Genomic DNA, 22,699 nt, shown 5'->3' with positions numbered 1-22,699 from the left:
CGAGCGTGCCGCACGCGTGTCAGCGCCCCGCCCGTGGCGCGTCGGCACCCTCGGCCTCACCGGTGACGGCTGCGCGTGCGGAGGGCGGCGTACCCCGCTTGTAATGCGCCGCGCCCGCCGACGTAACACGGATGTTCCACGCTGGGCGTCATGCGCGACGAGACCATCCCGACCCACTGTCCCTACTGCGCCCTGCAGTGCGGCATGAATCTGCGCGGCGGCAAGGCGGCCGATGCGGTCGTCGAGGTGGTGGAACGCCCCGATTTCCCCGTGAACCGGGGGGCGCTGTGCGGCAAGGGCCGCACCTCCCCCGCCGTGCTCTCCTCCCGGGTGCGCCTGACCGAGCCGCTCATCCGATCCCACGCCACAGGCCGGCTCGAGCCGGCCACCTGGGAGGAGGCTCTGCGTACGATCGCCGACGGGCTGCGCCGCACGAGGGACGCGCACGGCGCGGACGCGGTCGGCGTCTTCGGCGGCGGCGGGCTCACCAACGAGAAGGCGTACACGCTGGGGAAGTTCGCCCGGGTCGTGCTCGGCACCTCGCAGATCGACTACAACGGCCGTTTCTGCATGTCGTCGGCCGCCGCCGCGCACAACAAGGCGTTCGGCCTGGACCGCGGCCTGCCGTTCCCGCTGGAGGACATCCCGCGGACCGGGTGCGTGATCCTCGTCGGCTCCAACCTCGCCGAGACCATGCCGCCCGCGCTGCGGTACCTGACGGAGCTGAAGGAGAACGGCGGCACGCTGATCGTCGTCGACCCGCGGCGCACGCGGACCGCCGAACAGGCCGACCTCCATCTGGCGCCCCGCCCCGGCACCGACCTGGCGCTCGCCCTCGGGCTGCTGCACCTGGTCGTCGCCGAGGGGCGGACGGACGAGCAGTTCATCGAGGAGCGGACGAGCGGCTGGGCGGACGCCCGCGCCGCGGCGATGGCGCACTGGCCGGAGCTGGTCGAGCGGCTCACCGGCGTCGGCGTGCCCCAGCTGCGCGAGGCGGTACGGATGTTCTGCGACGCGCCCACGGGCATGGTGCTCACCGCGCGCGGACCCGAGCAGCAGTCCAAGGGCACGGACACGGTCAGCGCCTGGATCAACCTGTGCCTGGCCACCGGCCGGGCCGGCCGCCCGCTGTCCGGCTACGGCTGCCTGACGGGGCAGGGCAACGGGCAGGGCGGCCGCGAGCACGGCCAGAAGGCCGACCAGCTGCCGGGCTACCGCAAGCTGGACGACCCGGCCGCGCGGGCCCATGTCGCCGAGGTGTGGGGCGTGGCGCCCGAGACGCTGCCCGGCCCGGGGCGCAGCGCCTACGAGCTGCTGGACGCGCTCGGCACGGACGTGAAGTCGCTGCTGCTGATGGGCTCGAACCCGGTGGTGTCGGCGCCGCGCGCCGCGCACATCGAGGAACGGCTGAAGTCGCTGGACTTCCTGGCCGTGGCGGACGTGGTGCTGTCGGAGACCGCCGCTCTCGCGGACGTGGTGCTGCCGGTGACGCAGTGGGCGGAGGAGACCGGCACGATGACGAACCTCGAGGGCAGGGTGCTGCTGCGGCGCCGCGCGGTCGACGCGCCGCCCGGCGTGCGCAGCGATCTTCAGGTGCTCGGCGCCCTCGCGGGGCTGCTGGGGCACGAGAAGGGCTTCTCGTCCGACCCGGAGGAGGTCTTCGAGGAGCTGCGCCGGGCGTCGGCGGGCGGGCCCGCGGACTACTCGGGGATCAGCTACCGCCGGATCGCCGAGGAGAACGGGGTGTTCTGGCCGTGCCCCGCGCCCGCGCCGCAGGACGGGGCGGAGGTCCATCCGGGGACGCCGCGGCTGTTCCTCGACCGGTTCGCCACGGACGACGGGCGGGCGCGGTTCGTGCCCGTGGCGCACCGGCCCGCCGCCGAGGAACCGGACGCCGAGTACCCGGTGCTGCTGACCACCGGTCGGGTCGTCGCCCAGTACCAGTCGGGAGCGCAGACGCGCCGCGTCGACGAGCTGACCACGGCGGCGCCGGGCCCGTTCGTGGAACTGCATCCGCAGCTGGCCGAGCGCATCGGCGCCGCGGAAGGCGACCCGGTGGCGGTGGTCTCGCGGCGCGGGCGTGCGGTGGGACCGGCCAGGATCACCAACGGGATCAGGCCGGACACGGTGTTCATGCCGTTCCACTGGCCCGGCGAGGGCCGGGTGAACACGGTGACCAACCCGGCGCTCGACCCGACCTCGCGGATGCCGGAGTTCAAGGTGTGCGCGGTCCGCGTGGAACCGGCGGCCTGACCGGCCACTGTGCGCGCGGCCCGCGGACAACCGCCGACCCGCCACCGTGCGCGCGGTCCGCGTGGACCGGCCGCCTGACCGGTCGGCCGGCTCCCGTTCACACCCCCGCCGCTCCCGCACGGCCGCACCAGTCGCCGCCCGCGATGCGCCGCCCGCGTGCCGCGAGGTCGCGGGCCAGGCCGTCGGCGGCGACGTAGACCCAGGCGCGTGTCGCGGTGCCGTCCGCGAGGATCACCTCGCGGGCCACCCGCTCGTACATGTTGCGCGGGTGGCCGGGGGCGACGAAGTCCTCCAGCTGGTCGAGCGTCCTCAGCAGGCGGGCGTACTCCCCGTACGCGGGAGTCACGCACGCGCCCGCGACCGCGCCGCCCTCCCGCACGTCCTCGACCAGGTACGGGTAGCCCGGCCCGTCGTACAGCAGCGCGCCCGGCAGTGTCGCGGGCTCCTCGGCGGACGTGCGGCCGGCGAGGAACAGGTCGTGGTTGTGCTCGCCGGGGCGCAGGGTGCCGTAGACGAAGAAGGGCAGCCGCTCGGTCACAGCGTCTTCGTCTCCGCCCGTACCCAAGCCGCGTACGCGGCGCCCGCGCGCACCACCGGGAGGGCGATGATCTCCGGGGTGTCGTAGTCGTGCGCGGCGGTCAGGTGTGCTTCCAGGGCGTCGTAGCAGGCCGGGGTGGTCTTGAAGAGGATCTGCCACTCCTCGGCGCGCTCGATGGCGTTCTGCCAGCGGTACACGGAGGTGACCGGTGCGGAGACCTGCGCGCAGGCGGCGAGTCCGGCCTCCACCGCGCCCTGCGCGAGTTCGTGCGCCTTCTCGGCGCTGTCCGTGGTGGTCAGCACGGCGAGCAGCGGAGGCGCGGCGGGCTGTTGCTCCACGGCGGGGCTCCTTCGGTAGGCGACTGGGGCACGGGGACGGGGCCCGTGCCCGCCACGGTACGCACCTCCCGGCCCCTCGCGCCGCCGCCTCTGCCCCGGGCCCGGTCCTCAGGCCGCGTAGGGGTGCGCGGCCTTGGCGGACCGGAGTGCGGTGCCCCACCAGGCGAGCTGGTCGAGCATCGTCTTGGCGGCGGCGTCGGGGCCGGCGGGGTCGCGATGGTTGCCCTTGTCGTCGAAATGGGCGCCGGCGTTGTGGAAGGAGACCGTGTCGCGGACGGTGACGGCGTGGAGTTCGGCGAAGACCTGCCGCAGCTGTTCGACGGCGCGCAGCCCGCCGGACATGCCGCCGTAGGAGACGAAGCCGACCGGCTTGGCCTGCCATTCGCCGAAGTGCCAGTCGATGAGGGACTTGAGGGAGGCGGGGAAGGAGTGGTTGTACTCGGGGGTGAGGACGACGAAGGCGTCGGCGGCGGCCAGTCGGGGCGTGACCTTGGCGAGTTCGGCGGTGACGGCGGGCGACGGCTTGTAGGACAGGGACGTGGGCAGGTCCGTCTCGGCGAGGTCGACGAGGTCGACGGTGAAGTCCTCGCGACGGGCGGCGCGGGAGAGGAACCAGTCGGCGACGACGGGCCCGAAGCGTCCCTCTCGGTTGCTCCCGACGATGACGGCGAGCTTCAGCGGGGCCCGGTCGGCAGGGGTGACGGTCGTGTTCTCAGGCGTGGTGAGGTCCATGGGGAAGAGCGTGGTACCTCAAGCTTGGTTGAGGTCAAGCGCCCGTGCACGGTCACCCGTTCGGCACCGTCCGGAGCGCACGCCATCCGAAAGCGCCGTCACCCGCGGTGACCTGCCGCAACGCCCCGCGTCCAGCACGACACGCCGTTCCGGGCCGGTGAATCTGATGTGCCATCAGCAGGCATGCGGCGCGGCTTGGCCTTTACCTCGAAACAGAGGACCCACGCATTACGCGCTCCCGGAGGACCCCCATGCGCAGGATCGCCCGCCTGATGACCGGCTCCGCGCTGGTCATCGCGTCGACAGGTCTCGGCTCCGCGGCGTCCTTCGCCGGGGACTCCGGCTCCCTGGAGATCCACCCGTCGACGGCCGAACCGGGCGACACGGTCACCGTCGGCACCGAGGCCTGCGGCGGGAACGGGCGCGGCACCGGTGACGCGCGGGCGCTGGGCGCGGGCGAGTTCACGCTGTCGCGGGGCACGCACAAGGAGCTCGCGGCGGGCCGGTTCACGGTGCCCGACGACGCGCGGCCCGGCACGCACGGGATCGGCGTCCTGTGCAAGAACGGCAAGAAGGCCCGCGGCGACGTGACCATCCGTCATGGCGGCCCGAGCGGCCATGTGAGGACCGGTGTCGGCGGCAGCGTCGGACCGGACACCACCCAGATCGCGGCGGGCACGGCGGTCATCGCCGCGGCCGCCGTCGGCGGGACCCTGCTCCTGCGCCGCCGGGCGAGCGGCGCGCAGGACAGCTGACGGGCCGGTTCCACCGGATCCCGCACCGCCCGAGCCCCCGCTCCCGTCCGGCCCCGAGCCGACGGGGGCGGGGTGCGAGCCGTTTCCGGCTCCCCAGCACCTTCCGGAGGAGAGATGAACACCAGGGCCAAGGGCCTCGGTGTCGTCCTGGCCATGTGCGCGGGCCTGTGGCTGGTCCAGAACGGCGCGCGGGACGTGACGCCGCCGATGCCGTCGGCCGCCGAGGCGTTCGCCGCCGGCCCCGACCAGCACACCGACGCGGCCGCCGACCCCCTGCCCGCGTCCACGCCGCTGCGGCTGCGCATCCCCGAGATCGACGTGGACGCCCCGGTGAGGGGTCTCGGTCTGGCGCGGGGCGGCAGCCTGGAGGTGCCGCCGGCCGCCGACCGCAATCTCGCCGGCTGGTACGAGGACGGCACCGCGCCGGGCGCGAAGGGCACGGCGATCGTCGCGGGCCATGTGGACAACGCCGATGGCCCGTCCGTCTTCTACGACCTCGGCGCGCTCAAGAAGGGCCACCGGATCGAGATCACGCGGGAGGACGGCCGGACCGCGGTGTTCACCATCGACGCGATCGAGGTCTACGAGGCGCACGCGTTCCCCGACGAGAAGGTATACGGCCCCAGCGACCGCGCCGAACTGCGGGTGATCACCTGCGGCGGCGGCTTCTCGGAGAAGACGGGCTACCAGGGCAACGTGGTGGCGTACGCGCACCTGATCGGGGTGCGACAGGGCGAGGCGGGGCACGACAGAAAAAGCTAGCCATGGACATAGTAGCCATGTACTGTATTACTGCCGGACGCACCCCGTGCGCCCGCCGTCGAACCGCCGTCGAACCGTCGTCAAACCCTTCGTCGAGCCCTCCAGGAGCAGCCATGTCCGCCGCCCCCCTGCTGAACAGCCAGATACTCGGCCAGGCCCACTACGCCGCCCGCGCCCTGCTGGAGCGCGAGCTGGCCCGCACCGGCAACACCTTCTTCCACTCCATCGCGCTGAACACCCTGGCCGCGCAGGGCGGAACGGCCGCGCGCCAGGCGATCGTGGAGCGGATGGCCTTCACCGCGAAGATCGGCGGGAGCGAGGCGCTGAAGGCCCTGGCGGAGCTGGCCGGATCCGGCCTGGTCGAGACGTCCGCCTCGGCGGAGGACCGCATACAGCTCACCGAGGACGGCCGGGCCCTGCAGTCACGGCTAGCCGCGTTCGCGGCCGAGGTCGCGCCCCGCGTCTACGGCACCGTCCCCGAGGAGGACCTGGCCGTCGCCGCCCGCGTCCTGCTGCAGATCACCGAGCGCGCGAACGCCGTCTTCGCCGAGACCGCCGACCGCTCCTGAGTAGTCCCGTGCTACGCGCTCCACTGGTCGAAGCCGAGCTTGGCGACGAGGGAGAAGACGACGACGAGCAGGACACCGCGCACGAATTCGCTGCCCCTCCTCAGGGCCATGCGGGCGCCGATCATGCCGCCGGCCAGATTGAAGACGGCCATGACCGCGGCCAGCTGCCACAGCACGGTGCCCTGGTACGCGAACATCGCCAGCGCGCCCGCGTTGGTGCAGACGTTGACGATCTTGGCGGTCGCTGAGGCGGTCACCAGGTCCAGGTGGAGCACGGCGGTCAGCGCCAGGACCAGGAAGGTGCCGGTGCCCGGCCCGAACAGGCCGTCGTAGAAGCCGATGCCGCCGCCGACGAGGACGATCGCCGCGACGGTGCGGGCCCGGCTCACACGACGCCGCGCCTCGTCGGTCACCGTCCCGAACGTGGGGCGCAGCATCACGAAGGCCGCCACCCCGAGCAGCACGACCATGATCACGGGGCGCAGGACGTCGCTGCTGATCCCGGCGGCGAAGAAGGCGCCGCCCATGGAGCCGGCGACGGCCGCGAGCCCGATCTGCACGGCGGTTGTCACCTGGACGGGCGCCTTGCGTACATAGGTGACGGCCGCGCCCGTGGTGCCGACGATCGCGACGGCCTTATTGGTGCCGAGGACGTTGGCGGCCGAGACGTTCGGCAGTCCGAGCAGCAGGGCGGGCAGGAGCAGCAGTCCCCCGCCGCCCACCACCGCGTCGATCCAGCCGGCCGCGGCGGCGGCGAGACACAGGACGACCAGCGTGGTCAGTGATATGTCGGGCACGATGGCGACCCTACGAACGGGGTGCGTGCACCTCCAACGAACTTCTGTTTCTTGAGCGTTCCCTGAGCTTTCCGTGACCGGCGTGAATCCGCCTGTGAGCGGCGGCCCCTCACACCCGCCCGGCGCCCCCGCTGAGGGCAGCGTTCCTCACGGGAAACAGAAGGGAACCTGCCGGGTAACACCGACGACGCACGCTGCTTGCATGACTTCGGACATCGTGGTGATCGGCGGCGGGACGGCAGGCGCGCGGCTCGCGCGGCAGCTGGGCACGGGCGCCCGCGTCACCGTCATCGGCGAGGAGGAGCACGCCCCGTACAACAGGGTGCTGCTCGCCGAGGTGCTCGCCGGGCGGTACGGGCCCGAGGTGATCGCCCTGCCCGAGGTGCCCGTGCGGCGCGGCGTGCGGGCGACGTCCATCGACCGTGAACGCCGGCTCGTGCACTGCGCGGACGGCACGGAGGTCGGCTACGACCGGCTGGTCCTCGCGACGGGTTCCAACCCGGTGCTGCCGCCGCTGCGCGGCATCGGCCCCGGCCTCCCCGAGGGCGTGCACCCCTTCCGGACCATGGACGACTGCGAGGCCCTGTCGCGGGCCGTCCGTCCCGGCACCCGGGCCGTCGTCGTCGGCGGCGGGCTGCTCGGCGTCTCCGCGGCCCGGGCGCTCGCCGAGCGCGGCGCCAAGGTGGTGCTGGCCCAGCAGGGCGAGCACCTCATGGAACGCCAGCTCGACGTCTCCGCGTCGACGCTGCTGCGCAGCCACCTCGAGGCCATGGGCGTCGAGGTGCACACCGAGTGCCGGGTGCGCGGACTGCGCACCGACGCCGACGAGGCGGTCAGCGCCGTGGTGCTCGCCGACGGCTTCACGCTCGACGCCGAGCTCGTGGTGCTGGCCTGCGGGGTACGCCCCCGGGTCGGGCTCGCGGCGGACGCGGGGCTCACGGTGCGCCGCGGCATCGTCGTCGACGACGAGCTGCGCACCTCCGACCCGTACATCCACGCCATCGGCGACTGCGCCGAGCACAACGGCGTGGTCCACGGACTCGCGGGCCCGGCCCTCGAACAGGCCGACGTCCTCGCGTCCGTGCTCAGGTCCGGCGCCACCGCCCGCTACACCGGCACCCGTGCCCTGACCCGGCTCACGCTCGCCTCGGCGACGAGCCCGCTCGACCTCGCCGCCTTCGGCGACCCGACACCCCGTCCCGGCGACGACGTCGTCCAGCTCGCCGACGCCACCCGCGGCGCGTACCGCAAGGTCGTCGTCCGCGGGGACCGACTCGTCGGCGGAGTGCTGCTCGGGGACCTCGCCTCGGTCGGCGCACTCGCCCGGGCCTGGGAGGGCGACGAGGCCCTTCCCGACTCCGTGCCCCTGCTCCACCTGCTCACCAATGATGGAGGCCTCTGAACATGGCTGCGATGTCCACCCCCGCGATCACCCCCACCATCGTGGTCGTCGGCCACGGCATGGTCGGCCAGCGATTCCTGGAGGCCCTCGCCGACCGCGGCGTCACCGACCGGGCGCGGGTCGTCGTGCTGTGCGAGGAACCCCGCCCCGCCTACGACCGGGTCCGCCTCACCTCGTACTTCTCCGGGAACACGCCCGAGGACCTGTCCATGGTCGAGGCCGGCTTCATGGAGAAGCACGGCATCGAACTGCACCTGGGCGACCCGGCCGAGTCGGTCGACACCGCCGCCCGCACGGTCACCGCGCGCTCCGGCCTGACCCTCTCGTACGACACGCTCGTGCTGGCGACCGGCTCGTACCCGTTCGTCCCGCCGGTGCCCGGCAAGGACGCCGAGGGCTGTTTCGTCTACCGCACCATCGAGGACCTGCTCGCGATCGAGGAGTACGCGAAGACGGCCCGCGTCGGAGCGGTCGTCGGCGGCGGTCTGCTCGGTCTGGAGGCGGCGGGCGCGCTCAAGGGGCTCGGCCTGGAGACCCACATCGTGGAGTTCGCGCCGCGACTGATGCCGGTGCAGGTCGACGAGGGCGGCGGCGCCGCGCTGCTGCGCACCATCGAGAACATGGGCCTCACCGTCCACACCGGCGTCGGCACCCAGGAGGTCACCGCCGGCGAGAACGGCGCCGTGAACGGCATGGCCCTGTCGGACGGTTCGGTCCTCCCCACCGACCTCGTCGTCTTCTCCGCGGGCGTACGGCCCCGGGACCAGCTCGCCCGTGACGCGGGTCTCGCCGTCGGCGAGCGCGGCGGCATCGTCGTCGACGAGCAGTGCCGCACCTCCGACCCGGCCGTGTTCGCCATCGGCGAGTGCGCGCTCGCCTCCGACGGGCGGGTCTACGGACTGGTCGCGCCCGGCTACGAGATGGCCGAGACCGCGGCGGCCGCGCTGGAGGGCGAGGTGTCCTCGTTCACCGGCGCCGACACCTCCACCAAGCTGAAGCTGCTCGGCGTCGACGTCGCCTCCTTCGGCGACGCCCACGGAGCGGCCGACGGCTGCCTCGACGTCGTCTACTCGGACTCCCGCGCCGGTGTCTACAAGAAGCTCGTCATCGACCCCGAGGGCACGCTGCTCGGCGGCATCCTCGTCGGCGACGCGGAGGCGTACGGCACGCTGCGCGCGTTCACCGGCTCGGTGCCGCCCGTCTCCCCCGAGCAGCTGGTGCTGCCCGCGGGTTCCGGTGCGCCGGTCGCGCTCGGCCCGGCCGCCCTGCCCGACGACGCGGTCGTCTGCTCCTGCCACAACGTCACCAAGGGCACGATCCGCGGCGCCGTCACCGAGCACTCCTGCACCACCGTCCCCGAGGTCAAGAAGTGCACCAAGGCGGGTACCGGCTGCGGCAGTTGCGTCAAGGTGCTGGGCCAGCTGGTCAACGCCGAGCTGGAGGCCGCGGGCGTCGAGGTCGACAAGGGCCTGTGCGGATGCTTCGCCCAGACCCGCCAGGAGTTGTACGAGATCGTGCGCGTCCTGCGCATCACCTCGTACCAGGAGCTGCTGGACGGGCACGGCCGGGAGGCGGCGCGCGGCACCAACGGCTGCGAGGTCTGCAAGCCGACCGTCGGCTCCATCATCGCCTCGCTGGCACCCACGATCGGCGCCTCCGGCTACGTGCTGGAGGGCGAGCAGGCGGCGCTCCAGGACACCAACGACCACTTCCTCGCCAACCTGCAGAAGAACGGCTCGTACTCGATCGTGCCGCGTATCCCGGGCGGTGAGATCACCCCCGAGAAGCTGATCGTCATCGGCGAGGTGGCCCGCGACTTCGGCCTCTACACGAAGATCACCGGCGGCCAGCGCATCGACCTGTTCGGCGCGCGGGTCGACCAGCTGCCGCAGATCTGGGGGCGGTTGGTGGACGCGGGCTTCGAGTCCGGGCACGCGTACGGCAAGGCGCTGCGGACCGTCAAGTCCTGTGTGGGACAGACCTGGTGCCGCTACGGCGTGCAGGACTCGGTCCGCATGGCGATCGACCTCGAGCTGCGCTACCGCGGCCTGCGCTCCCCGCACAAGCTGAAGTCGGCGGTCTCCGGCTGCCAGCGCGAGTGCGCGGAGGCCCAGTCGAAGGACTTCGGCGTGATCGCCACGGCCAACGGCTGGAACCTGTACGTCGGCGGCAACGGCGGCGCGACCCCGCGCCACGCCGACCTGCTGGCGCAGGACCTGTCCGACGCCGAACTGGTCCGGCTCATCGACCGGTTCCTGATGTTCTACATCCGCACCGCCGACCGGCTGGAGCGCACCTCGACCTGGCTGGAGCGGATCGAGGGCGGCCTCGACCATGTGCGCGACGTCGTCGTGCACGACTCGCTGGGCATCTGCTCCGAGCTGGAGTCCCTGATGGCCGACCACGTCGCCGGCTACCGCGACGAGTGGGCCGAGACGCTGAACGACCCGGAGCGGCTGCTGCGCTTCGTGTCGTTCGTCAACGCGCCCGACGTGCCGGACCCGACGGTGAAGTTCGTGCCCGAGCGCGATCAGGTCAAGCCCGACCTGCCGCTGCTGTCCATCCGTCCTCTGGACGAAGCCCTGGAAGGTACTGCCGCCCGATGACCATCGCCCCTGAGAAGACGCAGCTGTCGACGGACACGCAGATCCAGCTCCGGATCGGCGACGAGTGGCTGGCCGTGTGCCCGCTGTCCCGGCTCACGCCGGGCCGCGGGGTCGCCGCCCTGCTGCCGGACGGCCGCCAGGCCGGGCTGTTCCTGGACCGTGACGGCGTGCCGTACGCGATCGACAACCGCGACCCGTTCACCGGCGCGCAGGTGCTCGCTCGCGGCCTGATCGGCACGGCGGCGGGCCGGCCGTTCGTCGCCTCCCCGCTGCTCAAGCAGCGGTTCGACCTGGAGACCGGGCGCTGCCTGGACGACGAGACGGTCTCAGTAACCGCCTACGAGGTCCGCCTCCACTGACGGCGGGCACACCCGGCTCCGCTCACGCGTCGTCTGTCACTGCCCTGACTCTTCGCGACGCGTGAGCGGCACCACCCTCTCCTGCCGGGCCCCGGCGGCCCGGCAGGCGCCCCTGGGTGACGGCGAGCACCGCGCCGGCGAGCAGCACCACGGCGCCGGCCGCCTGGACGGCGCCGAAGGACTCGCCCAGGAAGACCACGGCCGCCGAGCTGCCGAGGACGGGCACGAGGAACATCATCACGGAGGCCGAGGCGGGGCCGACCGCGCCGACTCCGCGGTAGTAGAGGAGATTGGCGAGGGCCGTCGGCCCGACGGCGAGGAACACCACGTTCAGCCATATCCCGGCGGGCAGTTCGCCCCAGCTCACGTCGCCCAGGTCGGGGGCCGAGAACAGGCCGAGGGCCACGGCTCCGGCGCAGGTCGCGTACGTCGTGGCCCGCAGCGGTTCGATGCCGGCCAGCACGCGCGGTCCCGCGAGCGTGAACGAGGTCCAGCAGACGGCACTGAGCAGGAACAGCAGATCCCCGGTCAGCCGCGTCGCGCCCCCGCCGCCGGTGCCCGCCCCGACGAAGAAGACCACCGCGCCCACCACGCCCAGGCCGAGCCCGGCGATACGCGCGGGCGACGCCGACTCCCTGCGGGTGAGCAGCAGGAACGCGGTCGTCAGGACCGGGCTCACGACCGGGACGATCACGCCGGCGTCCATCGAGGGTGCCAGCGAGAGTCCCCAGAAGAAGCTCAGGTTGTACGCGAAGACGCCGAGCAGCCCGGCGAGCGCCGCCCTCCCCCGGTCGCGCGCGGCGACCCGTGCGCCGCGCCGGCCGAAGAGGCGCACGGCGACCAGCAGGGCGAGCGCGCCGCCGCCGAAGCGCAGGAACGCCGCGACACCGTGGGGCAGTTGCTCCACGACCACCTTGGAACTGCTGAAGGCGCTCCCCCACAGCACCATCGTCACCGTCAGCAGCAGATACGGGTTGTCCTTGCCCTTGACCGGGTGCGCCGTCTTCGCCGAGTTCATGGGCCCAGCGTCGCCCGTCCCGCCCTCCCCTGTCTTGTACATTCGTGCGGGCACAATGAGGCGGTGGACACAGCTCACGGCTCACCGGGCGCACACGGCGACGGATGGGCACGCTACTGGCGCGACCCGGACCGTTCGCTGGAGGCCATGCACGCCCACTTCTTCGACCACGTCTACCACCCGCACAGCCATGACGCGTACTCGTTCGGGATCACCGAGGCGGGCGCCCAGCGCTTCAGCTGCCGGGGCGGCGCGCACACCAGCGGTGCGGGCATGGTGATGGCGTTCAACCCGGACGATCCGCACGACGGGCGGGCGGCGGCCGACCTCGGGTACCAGTACCGGATCGTGCACATCGGCCCCGACGTCGTGCGCGAGGTGCTGGCGGACATGGCCGACGGGCGGGCGGTCATGCCGCTGTTCGTGGAGCCGGCGCTGAGCGACCCGGTGCTGCGCGACGCCCTGTTGCGGCTGCACACCGCGCTCGTCGGCGACGCGGAGCCCCTCGTGCGCGACGAGCGGCTGACGGCGGCGGTCACCGCCATGATCGCCCGTGGCACGGCACGCCCGCCGCGGGCACGCGTCCCGGGGCGGGACGGCCCGGCACGGTTCGCGGCGCGCCGGGCACGGGCGCTGCTGGAGGAGGCGTACGCGGAGAAGGTGACGGCCGAGGCGCTCGCCGAGGCGGCGGGCTGCAGCCGGTTCGCCCTGTACCGGGCCTTCCGGGCCGAGTACGGGATGTCACCGGCGGACTGGCAGCGGCTGGTGCGCCTGCGCCGGGCGCGCGGGCTGCTCGCTGCCGGTACGCCGGCGGCGGACGCGGCCGTCACGGTGGGTTTCACCGACCAGAGCCACTTCCACCGGTGGTTCGTGCGCTGTTTCGGCGTGACACCGGGGCTGTACCAGCGGGCGGGCCGGTCGTGACGCGTCCGTCACGACCGGCCCGCCGCCTCCCCCGCCGGAGTCACTCGCCCGGTGCCATGGCCTCCTTGGCGGCCTCCTCGTCCATCCAGACGACCTCCCACTGGTGGTGGTCGGGGTCCTGGAAGGAACGGCCGTACATGAAGCCGTAGTCCTGCGGGTCGTTGGCCGGCGAGCCGCCGGCGGCGAGGGCCGCGTCCACGAACTCGTCGACCTTCTCCCGGCTCTCGGCGCTCAGCGCCAGGATCACCTCGGTGGAGCCGGCGGCGTCCGCGATCTCCTTCTTGGTGAAGTCCTTGAACCGGGGCTTGGTCAGCAGCATCGCGTAGATGGTGTCGCTGATGACCAGGCACGCGGCGTTCTCGTCGGTGAACTGCGGGTTGAAGGAGTAGCCGAGCTTGCCCCAGAAGGCCTTGCTGGTCTCCAGGTCGTTCACGGGCAGGTTCACGAAGATCATCTGGGGCATGGCCGTCTCTCTCTCGTGCGCTCTCGTCGGGTGCTCCGCCGTGCGGTGTCTTCGAAGGGGTAGACGGGGGCGGTGGTCCGTACTCATCGCTCGGGCGCGGAAAAGTTTCGGCCATCTCCTGGGGCTCCTGTGACGGCCGGGAACGAACGCGCCGGTACTCCCTGGAGTCGACGCCTCCGAGTCACTGTCCGTTGCCGTGGCGTCAATTCACCCCTCCTAGGTTCTCCGACTGCGCGACCCCGTGGCGCCGGCCGGCGCCGCGGGGCGGTCATCCCACCCTTGGAGTGACAAGTGGAACGTCGTAGTTTCCTGCGTGGCGCGGTCGTCGGCACGTCGGCCGCCGCATTCGGCTTCACCCTGTGGCAGGGCGCCGCGTCCGCGGCTCCGGCCCAGCCCGGCGCCGGCCCGTACGGGGCGCTCGGTGCGGCCGACGCGAACGGCATCCAGCTCCCGGCCGGGTTCACCAGCCGGGTGATCGCCCGGTCCGGCCAGAGGGTCGGTTCCACGTCGTACACCTGGCACAACGCCCCGGACGGCGGCGCCTGCTTCGCGGACGGCAGTGGCTGGATCTACGTCTCCAACTCGGAGATCTCCTCCACCGGCGGCGCGAGCGCGGTCAAGTTCTCCTCGACCGGCGCGATCACCGGCGCGTACCGCATCCTGTCCAACACCAACCGCAACTGCGCGGGCGGCGCGACCCCCTGGAACACCTGGCTCTCCTGCGAGGAGGTCAGCACCGGCTATGTCTACGAGACGGACCCGTGGGGCGTGAACGCCGCTGTACGCCGCGACGCGATGGGCCGCTTCAACCACGAGGCCGCTGCGGCCGACCCCGTGCGCAGAGTGATCTACCTGACCGAGGACGCGTCCGACGGCTGCCTCTACCGGTTCGTCCCCACCACCTGGGGCAACCTGTCCTCCGGCACCCTCCAGGTGCTCAAGGCCGGAACGGGCACCTCCGGCTCCTTCACATGGGCGACCGTGCCGGACCCCGACGGCTCCCCGACCCCCACCCGCGACCAGGTGTCCGGCGCCAAGCTGTTCAACGGCGGCGAGGGCTGCCACTACGCCAACGACACCGTGTGGTTCACGACCAAGGGCGACAACCGCCTGTGGCAGCTGAACCTGCTCAACAGCACCTACGAGCTGGCCTACGACGATTCCCTCGTCGTCGGCGGCGGCGCCCCGCTGACCGGTGTCGACAACGTGACCGGGGCCACCTCCGGCGATCTCTTCGTCGCCGAGGACGGCGGCAACATGGAGATCTGCGTGATCACGCCGGACGACGTCGTCGCGCCGTTCCTGCGGATCACCGGGCAGTCCTCGTCGGAGATCTGCGGCCCGGCCTTCTCGCCCGACGGGCGCCGGCTGTACTTCTCCAGCCAGCGCGGCACCACGGGCAGTTCCTCGGGCGGCATCACCTACGAGGTGACCGGACCGTTCCGCTCGTAGGGCTCGGGGGTGTCCGGTGGATCAGGCCGGATAGGACGCGGTGTCCGGTGCATGGGGTCTCCCCGGGCCCGCAGGGCCTGGGGGACGCCTCGCAAGGCGGCGGAGTGACCTGACAGCGGAGCTGTTCGGGCATTTCGGCAGCGCAGCGAGTGCCGTCGCCTGGGGGCACCCCCAGGCGACGCTCTGGGGGAGCGTCGTGGCCCCGGTCAAGATCCGCCGGGCGCCCCCGAGGGCTCCGCACAGGAGCCGCCGCGCAGCAGGGCGGCGCCCAGCGGGGTGAGCGTGTGCAGGACCGCGTTGCCGTGGCGCAAGGTCACGACGAGTCCGGCTTCGCGGAGGACCGCGGCGTGCTGGCTCGCGGAGGCGAGGGAGACCCCTGCCCTGCGGGCCAGTTCGCTGGTGGTGCAGCCGTTGCGGATGGCCTGGAGCACGGCGGAGCGCGTGTGGCCGACGAGGCGGCCCAGGGAGGGGCCGGCCGACTCGCCGAAGGCCGGCTCGGCCCCGTGCGAGACGGGGTAGACGAGCACCGGCGGCAGCGAGGCGTCGCGCAGCACGACCGGTGTGCCGCGGCAGAAGAACGACGGCTGGAGCATCAGTCCCCGCCCGTTCAGGTTCAGTTCGCGGTCGACCGGGTAGTCGGCCTCCAGCACGGGGGCACGCCAGCGCAGCACGGGCGGCAGCGAGGCGAGGAGCTCGCCCGCGCCACCGTCGAGCAGCGCTCGGCCGCGCACGGCGCGGTCCGCCTCGACGCGGGCCTGGATGTGGGGCCAGTACGGCTCGACGGCGGACCGGTAGTAGGCGTGGAGGGCGGCCACGAGACGGGCGACGGCCTCCGAGCGGCCCTCGGCGAGGGCGAGGAGCCGGGCGGGCAGCACGCGCAGCGGCGAGCGGTGGGCGACCGCGAGGGCCAGCTCGGTGTGCAGCCGTGCGGGCGGAGTGGCGCGGAGCGCCTCCAGCCCGGCCTCGAGGCCGTCACGGCCCTCCGCGGGCGTCAGAAAGTCCGGGAAATAGCCCCGAGGCGGTACGAGCTGCGCGAGCAGGCGTGTTTCACCTTTCAACCGGGCGCGGGCTTCCGAGCGCCATTCACCGAAGGTGAGTGCGCCTCTGCGGTCACGCAATCGGTGAAAACTGAGAATGGATTCCCACAACGCGTCGGGCCTGGCGGCCATGCGCACTTTCGCCAGGTCGTCCGCATTGAAATGAATTCGAAGCACCGAACCCCCACTTGTTGCACCTGCAATCGCCCCCCATCACTGAGTATGCATGCAATCACAGGTTGTTACCACGGTGTTTCAGCCACAGTTGAAACGCCTCGCGGGAGCACGGGGGCAACCGAAAGGCTGTACGGCGTCGGGCATGAAACCTACTTCACCGATGTGACGCAGCAAGGACCGTGGGGGGCCTTCGCGTCCGGCGGCGGTGGCGGAGGTTGCGGCTCCGTGTCCGGCACGGGTAATGGAGTGCGGTCGGCGGGTGGGGATCCGCCGGCCGCGCTCCGCCGGTTTCTTCGTGCGGAGAATGTCGAGAATTCGATTCCCGTTGGACGTACGAAATTCAACTGAACGAATGGTCAGCAGGGGCGGTCCCTGCGGCACGGACCGCGTTTCTCGGATGCGAGCAGTCCGACGGACAGCCCTCGGCGAGGCACACGGCTCGGCGGTCGGCCCTCGATGGACGAAGCGGCGGAACGGACAGCGCGGAAGGGGCAGGCGCCTCGCACAGGGCGCCTGCCCCTTCCGCTGGAGTTCCGGGACCGTCACCGGGACGCCGGTGAGGGTCGAGGTTCCGGACTGCGGGTTTTCGTGCCCCGCTCCCGGATGACGGCCCCGGAAGTATGTGTCCGCGCTCGGACGCGTGGGGTGCTCGGACGCCGTCGGCCGAGCACCGCCCCGCGTCAGCGCGAGTCGCTGCCCGTCGACTGGGCCGCCGCCCGGCCCGCCTCGAGGCGGGCCACCGGGATGCGGAACGGGGAGCAGGAGACGTAGTCCAGGCCCACCTCGTGGAAGAAGTGCACCGACTCCGGGTCACCGCCGTGCTCGCCGCACACGCCCAGCTTCAGGTCCGGGCGCGTGGCCCGGCCCGCCGCCACCGCGCTGCGCACGAGCGAGCCCACACCGTCCTTGTCGATCGTCTCGAACGGCGACACCCCGAAGATGCCCTTCTCCAGGTACGCCGTGAAGAAGCTCGCCTCCACGTCGTCCCGCGAGAAGCCCCACACCGTCTGGGTGAGGTCGTTCGTGCCGAAGGAGAAGAACTCGGCGGCCTCGGCGATCTGACCGGCGGTCAGCGCGGCGCGCGGCAGCTCGATCATCGTGCCGAGCGCCAGCTTGAGCTCGACGCCCGTCGCCGCCTGCACCTCCGCGATGACCTGCTCGGCCTCGTCGCGGACGATCTCCAGCTCCTGGACCGTGCCCACGAGCGGAATCATGATCTCCGCGCGCGGGTCGCCCTTCGCCTCGATGCGCTCGGCCGTGGCCTCCGCGATCGCCCGCACCTGCATGGTGAACAGGCCGGGGATGACCAGGCCGAGGCGTACACCGCGCAGACCCAGCATCGGGTTCTGCTCGTGCAGCCGGTGCACGGCCTGGAGCAGACGCAGGTCGTTCTCGTGCGGGTCCTTGCGGGCCTCGGCGAGCGCGACGCGCACCGACAGCTCGGTGATGTCGGGCAGGAACTCGTGCAGCGGCGGGTCGAGCAGACGCACCGTCACCGGCAGCCCGTCCATCGCCTCGAACAGCTCGACGAAGTCCTTCTTCTGCAGCGGCAGCAGGGCCCGCAGGGCCTCGGCGCGCTCGTCGTCGGTGTCGGCGAGGATCAGCTTCTCGACCATCTCGCGGCGCTCGCCGAGGAACATGTGCTCCGTGCGGCACAGGCCGATGCCCTGCGCACCGAACCGCCGTGCGCGCAGCGCGTCCTCGGCGTTGTCCGCGTTCGCACGCACCCGCAGCCGGCGCACCCTGTCCGCGTAGGCCATGATCCGGTGCACGGCGGCGACCAGCTCGTCGGCGTCGTCGGCGCCCGCGTGCATGCGGCCCTCGAAGTACTCGACGACCGGGGACGGCACGACCGGGACCTCACCGAGGTACACCTTGCCGGTGGAGCCGTCGATGGAGACGACGTCGCCCTCCTCGATGACCTGGTCGCCCACGGTCATCCGGCGGCGCTTGGTGTCGACCTCCAGCTCCTCGGCGCCGCAGACACAGGTCTTGCCCATGCCGCGCGCCACGACGGCCGCGTGCGAGGTCTTGCCGCCGCGCGAGGTCAGGATGCCCTCGGCGGCGATCATGCCGTCCAGGTCGTCCGGGTTGGTCTCGCGGCGGATCAGGATGACCTTCTCGCCGGAACGCGACCACTTGACCGCGGTGTAGGAGTCGAAGACGGCCTTGCCGACGGCCGCGCCCGGGGAGGCGGCGATGCCGCGGCCGAGCAGGTCGGTCTTCGCCGTGTCGTCGAAGCGGGGGAACATCAGCTGCGCGAGCTGCGCGCCGTTGACGCGCTGGAGCGCCTCGGCCTCGTCGATCAGGCCCTGGTCCACGAGCTGCGTGGCGATGCGGAACGCGGCTCCGGCGGTGCGCTTGCCGACGCGGGTCTGCAGCATCCACAGCTGGCCGCGCTCGATGGTGAACTCGATGTCGCACAGGTCCTTGTAGTGCGTCTCGAGGGTTTCCATGATCTGCATCAGCTGGTCGTACGACTTCTTGTCGATCGACTCGAGCTCGGCGAGCGGCACGGTGTTGCGGATACCGGCGACGACGTCCTCGCCCTGCGCGTTCTGCAGGTAGTCGCCGTAGACGCCCTGGTGGCCGGAGGCCGGGTCACGGGTGAAGGCGACGCCGGTGCCGGAGTCCGGGCCGAGGTTGCCGAAGACCATGGAGCAGACGTTGACCGCGGTGCCGAGGTCGCCGGGGATGCGCTCCTGACGGCGGTAGAGCTTGGCGCGGTCGGTGTTCCAGGAGTCGAAGACCGCGTGGATGGCGAGGTCCATCTGCTCGCGCGGGTCCTGCGGGAAGTCGCGGCCGGCCTCGGCCTTGACGATCTTCTTGAACTGCTTGACCAGCTTCTTCAGGTCGGCGGCGTCGAGGTCGGTGTCGACGGTGACCTTCTTCGCGGCCTTGGCCTCGTCGAGGGCGTCCTCGAAGAGCTCGCCGTCGACGCCCAGCACGGTCTTGCCGAACATCTGGATGAGGCGGCGGTAGGAGTCCCAGGCGAAGCGCTCGTCGCCGGCCTGCGTGGCGAGGCCCGCCACAGACTCGTCGGAGAGACCGATGTTGAGGACGGTGTCCATCATGCCGGGCATCGAGAACTTGGCGCCCGAACGTACGGATACCAGCAGCGGGTTGTCGGCCTGGCCGAGCTTCTTGCCCATGGACTGCTCCAGGGCCTCGAGGTGGGCGGTCACCTCGTCGCGGAGCGCCGGGGGCTCCTCGCCGCTTTCGAGGTAGACCTTGCAGGCCTCGGTGGTGATCGTGAAGCCCGGAGGGACCGGAAGACCGAGGTTGGTCATCTCGGCGAGGTTCGCACCCTTCCCGCCGAGCAGGTCCTTGAGGTCCTTGTTGCCCTCGGTGAAGTCGTAGACGAACTTGTGATCTTTGTTTTCCGACACGGGTCTCGACTCCTCGAGGACTCGGTGGCTGCCCTGACGGCGAGGAACATACCCAGATCGAAGGCACCTCGGTACGTCCACTTGCGCGTCATACGGCCTTAACCACTCGTCCGCCAGCAGATCGAAAGTGCCCCCGGCCTCCGGAGATGCAGCCGCATAACTTCAAGTACTGAAGGCATCAGCGCGAAGAGTGACAGTCATGAGCGGCACCATGGACAGAGAGCGAGCGAAGGATCCAGGAGACGAAGACCAAAAGGGTGGCACTGAGTGCCACCCTTTGAAAGGTGCAATCGTCCGAATATCGCTCATCTGAGCGCACCCCCTATCAGGGGTGGCGAGGATCACGCCCGGGAACCTGACGGAATTCCATCATCCGGACCGGCACGGGAGGTGCCGACGAGCGCTCAGCCGCCCGAAGTGTCCAGTTCCGCATCGGCGGTGACCCCCGCGCAGTCGTACGGATCCTTCAGCCAGCCGTCCGGCAGCACCACACGGTTGTTGCCCGACGCCCTGCCCCGGGGCCCGTCCGCGCCCGACGGCCACGACTGGTCCAGATCGAGCTCGCTCAATTGAGCGCCGAGCTCGTCCAGGGAGGACGTGACCGCCAGCTTCTTGCGCATCTGCGAACCGACCGAGAAACCCTTGAGGTACCACGCCACGTGCTTGCGGAAGTCGATCACCCCGCGCGACTCGTCGCCGATCCACTCGCCCAGCAGCGTCGCGTGCCGCAGCATCACGTCCGCGACCTCGCGCAGCGACGGCCGTGCGTAGGCGTCCGTGCGCCCCTCGAAGGCCGCCACCAGGTCGCCGAAGAGCCACGGCCGCCCGAGGCAGCCGCGCCCCACGACCACCCCGTCGCAGCCGGTCTCGCGCACCATCCGCAGCGCGTCGTCCGCCGACCAGATGTCGCCGTTGCCGAGCACCGGGATCTCCGGGACGTGCTCCTTGAGACGCGCGATCGCGTCCCAGTCGGCCGTGCCGCCGTAGTGCTGCGCCGCCGTGCGCCCGTGCAGGGCGATCGCCGTGACACCCTCGTCGACCGCGATACGGCCCGCGTCGAGATACGTGATGTGGTCGTCGTCGATGCCCTTGCGCATCTTCATCGTGACCGGCAGGTCACCCGCGTTGGTCACGGCCTCGTGGAGGATCGCCCGCAGCAGCGGCCGCTTGTACGGCAGGGCCGAGCCGCCGCCCTTGCGGGTCACCTTGGGGACCGGGCAGCCGAAGTTCAGGTCGATGTGGTCGGCCAGGTCCTCGTCCACGATCATGCGCACGGCCTTGCCGACGGTGACCGGGTCCACGCCGTACAGCTGGATCGAGCGCGGGGTCTCGGTCGCGTCGAAGTGGATGAGCTGCATCGTCTTCTCGTTGCGCTCGACCAGCGCCCGCGTCGTGATCATCTCGCTCACGAACAGGCCCTTTCCCCCGCTGAACTCGCGGCAGAGGGTGCGGAAGGGGGCGTTGGTGATTCCGGCCATGGGAGCGAGCACCACAGGCGGCTGCACGGTGTGCGGCCCGATCCGGAGCGTGGCGGCAGCAGGGGCGAGCGTGGTCATGGGCCCCATTGTCGCTCACCGGCGCGGTCCTTAGTTAGCCGTACTATGCGCCCATGGACGAGATCGGCCGTCGGCACCGGATCCTGATCCTGGCGATCTGCTGCACCAGCCTGCTGATCGTCAGCCTCGACAACACCGTCCTGAACGTCGCCCTCCCCTCCCTGCGCGACGAACTGGGCGCCTCCGTCGCGGGGATGCAGTGGACGATCGACGCCTACACCCTCGTCCTCGCCTCTCTGCTGATGCTCGCCGGCTCCACCGCCGACCGCATCGGCCGCCGCCGGGTCTTCAAGGCGGGGCTCGTGCTGTTCACCCTCGGGTCCCTGCTCTGCTCGCTGGCGCCCAGCCTCGACCTGCTCGTCGCGTTCCGCATGGTGCAGGCCGTCGGCGGCTCGATGCTCAACCCCGTGGCCATGTCGATCATCACCAACACCTTCACCGACCCGCGCGAACGTGCCCGCGCCATCGGCCTCTGGGGCGGCGTCGTCGGCATCTCGATGGCCGCGGGACCGCTGGTCGGCGGCGTGCTCGTCGACACCGTGGGCTGGCGGTCCATCTTCTGGGTCAATCTGCCCGTCGGCCTCGCCGCCCTCCTGCTCACCTGGCGTTACGTCCCGGAGTCCCGGGCCCCCCGGCCCCGCCGCGCCGACCCCGTCGGCCAGCTCCTCGTGATCGTGCTGCTCGGCTCGCTCACGTACGCGATCATCGAGACCGATCCGGCCTTCGCCGCGCTCTCGGCCGCGGCCCTGGCCGGCCTCCTCCTCTACGAGCCGAGGTGCCGCGAGCCCCTCATCGACCTGCGCTTCTTCCGCAGCGCGCCGTTCAGCGGGGCCACCGTCATAGCGGTGTGCGCGTTCGCTGCGCTCGCCGGCTTCCTCTTCGTCAACACCCTCTATCTGCAGGACGTGCGCGGCTACTCCGCCCTGCACGCCGGCCTCTACATGCTGCCGATGGCGGGCCTCACCCTCGTGTCCGCGCCCCTGTCGGGCCGGCTCGTCGGCAGCCGGGGCCCGCGCCTGCCGCTGCTGATCGCGGGCACGACCATGGCCGCGAGCGGAATCCTGTTCGCCGCGTTCGAGGCCGAGACCTCGCAGGTGCTGCTGTTCACCGGCTTCATGCTGTTCGGCCTCGGCTTCGGCATGGTCAACACGCCGATCACCGACACCGCCGTCGCCGGCATGCCCCGCGCCCAGGCCGGAGTCGCCGCCGCCGTCGCCTCCACCAGCCGCCAGATCGGCCAGACGCTCGGCGTCGCCGTCATCGGCGCCGTACTCGCCGCCGGAGTCCCCGCCACGGCGCCCAGCGAGGGCTTCGTCGCCGCGAGCCGGCCCGCCTGGTGGATCATCGCGGGCTGCGGCCTGTGCGTGCTGGTCGTCGGCGCGCTCACCAGCGGCCGTCGCGCGCAGGAGTCCGCTCGCCGCACGGCCCGGCTCCTCGCGCCTCCCACCGAGGAGGACGCCCGCGCCCACCGGTGACCCGCCCCGGGTCGCGGAGCAGGCGGCCGTAGGTCATGCCGCGGGCGCAGCTCGGCGTCGTCGTGCCGACGGCGCGCTCAGCCTGCGCCTGCCGCGC

19 protein-coding genes are annotated in these 22,699 nt (G+C 71.9%); 10 read left to right on the top strand and 9 right to left on the bottom strand.

Annotated features, from left to right (window positions below; translation table 11 throughout):
• Positions 1–150 precede the first annotated feature (150 nt).
• Complete coding sequence (locus HW130_RS27765) at positions 151–2,253, top strand: molybdopterin oxidoreductase family protein (RefSeq protein ID WP_177152481.1); 2,103 nt, start codon at positions 151–153, stop codon at positions 2,251–2,253.
• Positions 2,254–2,350: 97 nt separating this feature from the next.
• Here HW130_RS27765 and HW130_RS27760 read toward each other — a convergent pair whose 3' ends face one another.
• From HW130_RS27760 to HW130_RS27750, 3 genes are all read right to left on the bottom strand, one after another.
• Complete coding sequence (locus tag HW130_RS27760) at positions 2,351–2,791, bottom strand: gamma-glutamylcyclotransferase family protein (protein WP_309140598.1); 441 nt, start codon at positions 2,789–2,791, stop codon at positions 2,351–2,353.
• Entirely contained in the window at positions 2,788–3,129 is a 342-nt protein-coding gene (gene cutA, locus HW130_RS27755) for a divalent-cation tolerance protein CutA (RefSeq protein WP_177152479.1), read from the bottom strand. Before cutA ends, HW130_RS27760 begins: the two co-directional genes overlap by 4 nt.
• A gap of 108 nt (positions 3,130–3,237) precedes the next feature.
• Positions 3,238–3,861 carry an NADPH-dependent FMN reductase gene (locus HW130_RS27750; RefSeq protein WP_177152478.1) on the bottom strand — a complete coding sequence of 208 codons (624 nt, stop codon included), beginning with the start codon at positions 3,859–3,861 and terminating at the stop codon, positions 3,238–3,240.
• 251 nt (positions 3,862–4,112) lie between these two features.
• Between HW130_RS27750 and HW130_RS27745 the strand changes: the two genes are divergently transcribed.
• From HW130_RS27745 to HW130_RS27735, 3 genes are all read left to right on the top strand, one after another.
• A complete protein-coding gene (locus tag HW130_RS27745; protein ID WP_177152477.1) occupies positions 4,113–4,616 on the top strand; it encodes a hypothetical protein in 504 nt (167 codons plus the stop codon).
• A 114-nt stretch (positions 4,617–4,730) separates the two neighbouring features.
• Entirely contained in the window at positions 4,731–5,378 is a 648-nt protein-coding gene (locus HW130_RS27740; protein WP_177152476.1) for a class F sortase, read from the top strand.
• 113 nt (positions 5,379–5,491) lie between these two features.
• Positions 5,492–5,947, top strand: a complete 456-nt coding sequence (locus HW130_RS27735; RefSeq protein ID WP_177152475.1) for a MarR family winged helix-turn-helix transcriptional regulator — start codon at positions 5,492–5,494, stop codon at positions 5,945–5,947.
• Between the two features lie 11 nt (positions 5,948–5,958).
• Here the strand turns inward: HW130_RS27735 and HW130_RS27730 are convergent, their stop codons facing one another.
• Complete coding sequence (locus HW130_RS27730) at positions 5,959–6,744, bottom strand: TSUP family transporter (RefSeq protein ID WP_177152474.1); 786 nt, start codon at positions 6,742–6,744, stop codon at positions 5,959–5,961.
• Positions 6,745–6,946: 202 nt separating this feature from the next.
• Here HW130_RS27730 and HW130_RS27725 point away from each other — a divergent pair, with 202 nt between their 5' ends.
• The 3 genes from HW130_RS27725 to nirD are packed head-to-tail and all read left to right on the top strand — an operon-like array spanning position 6,947 to position 11,111.
• On the top strand, positions 6,947–8,146 hold the full coding sequence (locus HW130_RS27725; RefSeq protein WP_177152473.1) for an NAD(P)/FAD-dependent oxidoreductase: 1,200 nt from the start codon (positions 6,947–6,949) through the stop codon (positions 8,144–8,146).
• Between the two features lie 2 nt (positions 8,147–8,148).
• Positions 8,149–10,752 carry a nitrite reductase large subunit NirB gene (gene nirB / locus HW130_RS27720; RefSeq protein ID WP_375256595.1) on the top strand — a complete coding sequence of 868 codons (2,604 nt, stop codon included), beginning with the start codon at positions 8,149–8,151 and terminating at the stop codon, positions 10,750–10,752.
• Positions 10,749–11,111 carry a nitrite reductase small subunit NirD gene (gene nirD / locus HW130_RS27715; RefSeq protein ID WP_177152472.1) on the top strand — a complete coding sequence of 121 codons (363 nt, stop codon included), beginning with the start codon at positions 10,749–10,751 and terminating at the stop codon, positions 11,109–11,111. The genes nirB and nirD overlap by 4 nt, the downstream gene beginning before the upstream one ends.
• A gap of 22 nt (positions 11,112–11,133) precedes the next feature.
• Here the strand turns inward: nirD and HW130_RS27710 are convergent, their stop codons facing one another.
• Positions 11,134–12,129, bottom strand: coding sequence for a DMT family transporter (locus tag HW130_RS27710; RefSeq protein ID WP_177152471.1), 996 nt, complete (start codon positions 12,127–12,129; stop codon positions 11,134–11,136).
• A 147-nt stretch (positions 12,130–12,276) separates the two neighbouring features.
• On the opposite strand from HW130_RS27710, the gene HW130_RS27705 reads away from it, so the two are divergent.
• Entirely contained in the window at positions 12,277–13,053 is a 777-nt protein-coding gene (locus HW130_RS27705; RefSeq protein ID WP_177152505.1) for an AraC family transcriptional regulator, read from the top strand.
• Positions 13,054–13,093: 40 nt separating this feature from the next.
• Here HW130_RS27705 and HW130_RS27700 read toward each other — a convergent pair whose 3' ends face one another.
• Positions 13,094–13,516, bottom strand: coding sequence for a VOC family protein (locus HW130_RS27700; protein ID WP_177152470.1), 423 nt, complete (start codon positions 13,514–13,516; stop codon positions 13,094–13,096).
• Between the two features lie 291 nt (positions 13,517–13,807).
• Between HW130_RS27700 and HW130_RS27695 the strand changes: the two genes are divergently transcribed.
• Positions 13,808–14,968: an alkaline phosphatase PhoX gene (locus tag HW130_RS27695; protein WP_177152469.1), complete on the top strand. Its 1,161-nt coding sequence runs from the start codon at positions 13,808–13,810 to the stop codon at positions 14,966–14,968.
• A gap of 206 nt (positions 14,969–15,174) precedes the next feature.
• Here the strand turns inward: HW130_RS27695 and HW130_RS27690 are convergent, their stop codons facing one another.
• From HW130_RS27690 to dusB, 3 genes are all read right to left on the bottom strand, one after another.
• Positions 15,175–16,182, bottom strand: coding sequence for a helix-turn-helix transcriptional regulator (locus HW130_RS27690; RefSeq protein ID WP_177152468.1), 1,008 nt, complete (start codon positions 16,180–16,182; stop codon positions 15,175–15,177).
• Between the two features lie 680 nt (positions 16,183–16,862).
• Positions 16,863–19,571, bottom strand: a complete 2,709-nt coding sequence (ppdK, locus tag HW130_RS27685) for a pyruvate, phosphate dikinase (RefSeq protein WP_177152467.1) — start codon at positions 19,569–19,571, stop codon at positions 16,863–16,865.
• Between the two features lie 404 nt (positions 19,572–19,975).
• Positions 19,976–21,127, bottom strand: a complete 1,152-nt coding sequence (gene dusB, locus HW130_RS27680) for a tRNA dihydrouridine synthase DusB (RefSeq protein WP_177152466.1) — start codon at positions 21,125–21,127, stop codon at positions 19,976–19,978.
• A 53-nt stretch (positions 21,128–21,180) separates the two neighbouring features.
• On the opposite strand from dusB, the gene HW130_RS27675 reads away from it, so the two are divergent.
• On the top strand, positions 21,181–22,602 hold the full coding sequence (locus HW130_RS27675; protein ID WP_177152465.1) for an MFS transporter: 1,422 nt from the start codon (positions 21,181–21,183) through the stop codon (positions 22,600–22,602).
• Positions 22,603–22,699 lie beyond the last annotated feature (97 nt).

The organism is Streptomyces sp. PKU-EA00015, assembly GCF_013387495.1.
GTDB lineage: Bacteria > Actinomycetota > Actinomycetes > Streptomycetales > Streptomycetaceae > Streptomyces.
Note: the sequence above shows the minus strand (reverse complement) of the source record. Positions and strands in the feature narration are given on the sequence as shown.

Excerpts from the sequence above, each read along its gene's own strand:
- HW130_RS27765 (WP_177152481.1), top strand. The coding sequence starts at position 151 with ATGCGCGACGAGACCATCCCGACCCACTGTCCCTACTGCGCCCTGCAG.
- HW130_RS27750 (WP_177152478.1), bottom strand. The coding sequence starts at position 3,861 with ATGGACCTCACCACGCCTGAGAACACGACCGTCACCCCTGCCGACCGG.
- HW130_RS27745 (WP_177152477.1), top strand. The coding sequence starts at position 4,113 with ATGCGCAGGATCGCCCGCCTGATGACCGGCTCCGCGCTGGTCATCGCG.
- HW130_RS27740 (WP_177152476.1), top strand. The coding sequence starts at position 4,731 with ATGAACACCAGGGCCAAGGGCCTCGGTGTCGTCCTGGCCATGTGCGCG.
- HW130_RS27735 (WP_177152475.1), top strand. The coding sequence starts at position 5,492 with ATGTCCGCCGCCCCCCTGCTGAACAGCCAGATACTCGGCCAGGCCCAC.
- HW130_RS27725 (WP_177152473.1), top strand. The coding sequence starts at position 6,947 with ATGACTTCGGACATCGTGGTGATCGGCGGCGGGACGGCAGGCGCGCGG.
- nirB (WP_375256595.1), top strand. The coding sequence starts at position 8,149 with ATGGCTGCGATGTCCACCCCCGCGATCACCCCCACCATCGTGGTCGTC.
- nirD (WP_177152472.1), top strand. The coding sequence starts at position 10,749 with ATGACCATCGCCCCTGAGAAGACGCAGCTGTCGACGGACACGCAGATC.
- HW130_RS27710 (WP_177152471.1), bottom strand. The coding sequence starts at position 12,129 with ATGAACTCGGCGAAGACGGCGCACCCGGTCAAGGGCAAGGACAACCCG.
- HW130_RS27705 (WP_177152505.1), top strand. The coding sequence starts at position 12,277 with ATGCACGCCCACTTCTTCGACCACGTCTACCACCCGCACAGCCATGAC.
- HW130_RS27700 (WP_177152470.1), bottom strand. The coding sequence starts at position 13,516 with ATGCCCCAGATGATCTTCGTGAACCTGCCCGTGAACGACCTGGAGACC.
- dusB (WP_177152466.1), bottom strand. The coding sequence starts at position 21,127 with ATGACCACGCTCGCCCCTGCTGCCGCCACGCTCCGGATCGGGCCGCAC.
- HW130_RS27675 (WP_177152465.1), top strand. The coding sequence starts at position 21,181 with ATGGACGAGATCGGCCGTCGGCACCGGATCCTGATCCTGGCGATCTGC.